The sequence below is a fragment of the Butyrivibrio sp. AE3009 genome, from assembly GCF_000420845.1.
Classification (GTDB): domain Bacteria; phylum Bacillota; class Clostridia; order Lachnospirales; family Lachnospiraceae; genus Butyrivibrio.
Genome location: NZ_ATVS01000084.1, coordinates 1 through 3,782, shown reverse-complemented (window position 1 = coordinate 3,782; position 3,782 = coordinate 1). Strand labels below are relative to the sequence as shown.

The 3,782-nt window shown below is 44.9% G+C and carries 3 protein-coding genes; 1 reads left to right on the top strand and 2 read right to left on the bottom strand.

Annotated features, from left to right (window positions below):
- Nucleotides 1–188: 188 nt before the first annotated feature.
- Nucleotides 189–1,538, bottom strand: coding sequence for an MATE family efflux transporter (locus tag G588_RS0118260; protein WP_022780128.1), 1,350 nt, complete (start codon nt 1,536–1,538; stop codon nt 189–191).
- A 499-nt stretch (nt 1,539–2,037) separates the two neighbouring features.
- Here G588_RS0118260 and G588_RS21000 point away from each other — a divergent pair, with 499 nt between their 5' ends.
- Nucleotides 2,038–3,000: a hypothetical protein gene (locus tag G588_RS21000; protein ID WP_022780126.1), complete on the top strand. Its 963-nt coding sequence runs from the start codon at nt 2,038–2,040 to the stop codon at nt 2,998–3,000.
- Nucleotides 3,001–3,093: 93 nt separating this feature from the next.
- Here G588_RS21000 and G588_RS0118245 read toward each other — a convergent pair whose 3' ends face one another.
- Nucleotides 3,094–3,453 carry a hypothetical protein gene (locus tag G588_RS0118245; RefSeq protein WP_022780125.1) on the bottom strand — a complete coding sequence of 120 codons (360 nt, stop codon included), beginning with the start codon at nt 3,451–3,453 and terminating at the stop codon, nt 3,094–3,096.
- Nucleotides 3,454–3,782: the final 329 nt, after the last annotated feature.

Genomic DNA, 3,782 nt, shown 5'->3' with positions numbered 1-3,782 from the left:
CGGAGAGCTGTATTCCATGGTTAATCTTGGATTCCTTGCTTAATTGTGTCCAAAGTGTGATTGGGGTCTGACCCCAATTCACAGTTTAGACACAATTTACTTTTTCACAAATCCTGATAAATACTGGCTTCGCGCCATGTGCAAAAAAAAATTGGGGTCAGACCCCAATTTCTTTATTTATCACTCCTCTACTTCTCGATCCTCTTAATCCACTTCCCGCTCCGTAGCCTCACCACGCACACCGCGCACTTAATAAACTGATCGATCTTCAGCATAATATACACCCAGAACCCCGGCCACTTAAACACCAGCCCCGTAAGCGCCCCCAGCGGAATACTGCACATCCACAGGAAAATAATATCCGCCACCATCAGAAACTTCGTATCACCGCCCCCTCGCAGCGTCCCCTTCGTCAAAATACTGTTCGCCGCCTGAAACCAGATAACCACCGCAACCGCATGCATCAGATCCCTTGCAAGCACCGCCGTCTCAGCCTCAATCTTGTACGCTCCGACGATAACATTGGACAACAGCAGAATAACCCCGCAGCCCACACCGCCGATGATAAATCCCAGCGCCGCAAATGTGTAGCCCTGCTGCCTCGCCTTCTCCACCTCCCCTTTTCCCAGGGTGATCCCCGTGATCGTACAGCTGGCCTGAGAGATGCCTTGTATCACCACCGTCGCAAGCTGCATCACCACCGTCGTTATGGAATTCGCCGCAACGAAACTCGCCCCGATGTGTCCCATAACCACCGCCACAGCGCTGTTTCCAAGCCCCAGCAGCGTATCCGACACCAGCACCGGAATCGAGATCCTGATGTACTCCGGAATCAGATTTCCCACAGAAATCGCAAGATCCCTCGGCCGCAGCCCAATATTCGTATCCACGAACATCAGAAATCCCATGATAACGCCAAACTCCACAACCCTCGCGATCAGCGTTCCCAGCGCCGCACCGTTGACACCCATAGCCGGCGCCCCCAGCTTACCGAAGATAAATACCCAGTTAAAAAAGATATTGATAAAAAAAGAAGCAATACTCGAATACAGCGGAATATTGGCCTTGCCCACGCTCCTTAGCATAATGCTGGACGTCATCGCATAGCCGTTAAGATAATAACAAGGAATCGATATCAGCAGATACCCCGTGCCCTTTTCAATAACCTCTTTTTCCGTAGTAAACAGTCTCATAATATTCTCAGGAAAAAGAGCTGTCACCACCGCAAATACCGTCGCCACCACGAACAGCATCCTGAGCATGATATTCACAGCCTTTTTCATGGAGAGCTTCTCCTTCATCCCAAAGAACCTGCTCACCAGCACGCTGGCGCCCATTCCAAGCCCCATGCACATGATCTGAAAAATGCTGATAAAATTATTGGCCAGAGTAGCCCCGCTCATGGGCGCCTCCCCCAGCTGCCCCAGCATCACGTTGTCCGCCATGTTGACCCCCACCGTGATCAGCTGCTGAAGCGCAATCGGCAGCGCATAAGCCGCCAAAGTAGTGTAAAATTTTTTGTCCCTGACGAAAATCATACTCTCTCCCAACAATTACATATTTGCCGGGAAATAGTATAGCACAGCCGGCACATGGTATGAATGAAATTCACAACCTTTACTGAATTTGTGGTAAAGAAGAGGCTCTTGCAGCCCTATTTTTTATGCTATTCTGATTGTCAGCCTGGAAACCAATATCATGTATGCAGGCGCCACCATCGGTACCTATGCAGGCCCCGGAGCTATTGCGTTTGCGTATTTTGAGAAGTAATGGATGTGGGGACGGTTTTTTTACCAATGGGGACGGTTCTGTTTGGTAAAAAACCGTCTCATTCATTTGAGTATCACCCCCCGGGAAGCCACATGTGCCTGACACTTTATATATTGTAAATCCCTTATATCCATGCTATTGTATTATCGTTGTGATACTCTTTCACAACTTCAATTCCAATCCGGAAAGGCAATGCATTCTGCATATGCTTATTTTCAATGTTTTGGGTATTTGAATTAAAAAAATCAATGAAGGAGGCATATGTGTATGCAAGAAGAACCCACAAATGAAATCGATGTATCCCCATTGTATTCTGAGTTTGCCTATGACGACGCATTCAGAACAATGGAAACAGAGTGTGATGACATAGTCATTCCCTTTGTCAATTATTTCTACAATGAAAACTATGACAAGACCGCTGTCATCACAAGAATGAGAAATGAACATTTCATCGAGCATCAGGACAAAACTGATGAGAAAAGAATAACAGATTCTCATTTTACCATCACCTACAAAGGAACCAGCAAAAAGTATCACTGGGAATGCGAGAGCAAGAAATATGACGGATCATTACTCGTCAAGCTCTTTGAATATGATTCGCAGGTTGCCGTAGATACAAGTGTCGTAAGAGGATCTGTTTTACGCGTAAACTTCCCCAACACCGGTCTACTGCTCCTTAGAAAGTCCGCCAGAACTCCTGACACCGCCAGAATCATACTCACAACTCCCGGCGGCAAATTAGAATATGACGCCAAAATTGCAAAGTTCTCTGATTATACAATCGACAGCATCTTCGCCCACAGGTTGTACTTACTGATTCCGTTTTATATCTTCAATTATGAAAAACAGTTCAAAGCGATCAATAAGGACTCATCCCGAACCGAAGAACTCGCCGAAGTATACAAAAACATCATCGCAAGACTGGATAAAGAACTTCAAGCAGGCAACTTGTCAGCCTATTCCTACGGTGTTATCATTAGGTTAACACACAAGGTACTATACAAACTTACTATCAAACACAAAACTGTGCAGGAAAAGGTAGGTGGTGTTATGGGCGGAAAAGTTTTGGATTTGCCGGAAGTCAGACTATACCATCAAGGCGTCGAAGAAGGCCGTAAGGAAGGCTTGATGGAAGGCTTGATGGAAGGCGAGGCTGAACGCAACAAACTCCAATCAGAGAATGCTGCGCTTCGTAAAGAGCTTGAAACACTTAAGGCAATGAAAAAATAATATGATGTTAGTCGCTGCAGGGATAGAGAATCTTTGCAGCGATTTTTTACCACTCAACCAATTTGAATATCCCTATAACCAACGACGCAACATCTATCCCAAACGCCAACAGCGCAGATGCAACCACCCTGCAGTTACACATACATATATTGCGATAAAAAATATTGCACATGCATTTAATATTGTATTATGCACATCTTTCTGATTCAGCGTATACCTAATAAGAAACCGTATATCATCCCTAATTATATTCAATATAAAGGAACCATGAAACTCTTTCCTATCCTTCTTCTTTTCTACCTGAAGATCCCATGATTCTCTATCAATCTCGCGGTTCTCTCTGGCAGCCTTATCAATCTTCTCCTCTATCTGATTGATCATAGTTTTAATAGGCCTGCTCTTAATCTCTTCACCGCTCTCCAAACCTCCCTTTAAAACACTGTAATCATCCATTGTCCCCATTCCCTCCAACACATAAGTTAGTCCCTTACACACATTCTACTATGTTGCAATCCCAGAATTCAAGCATGTTTTGAGACTTTTATCCTCTAAAAGCCGCATGGTTGAAAGATTCAGCCAATTAAAGAAGTATACCAATGGGGACTGTCCCCACTCTCCCACTGTCTACTATAGCTTGCGAAATTGACACAAACCCGCATAAGTGCTATATTTTAGGTAGAAAAAAGGTGCTACCGATAGACGGTTAGCTCCTGGTTAATAGTTACGAATCAAAAGAGATCGCTTCTACTTTGCCAGAGTGTTTCAGCGGTCTTTTTTGATGC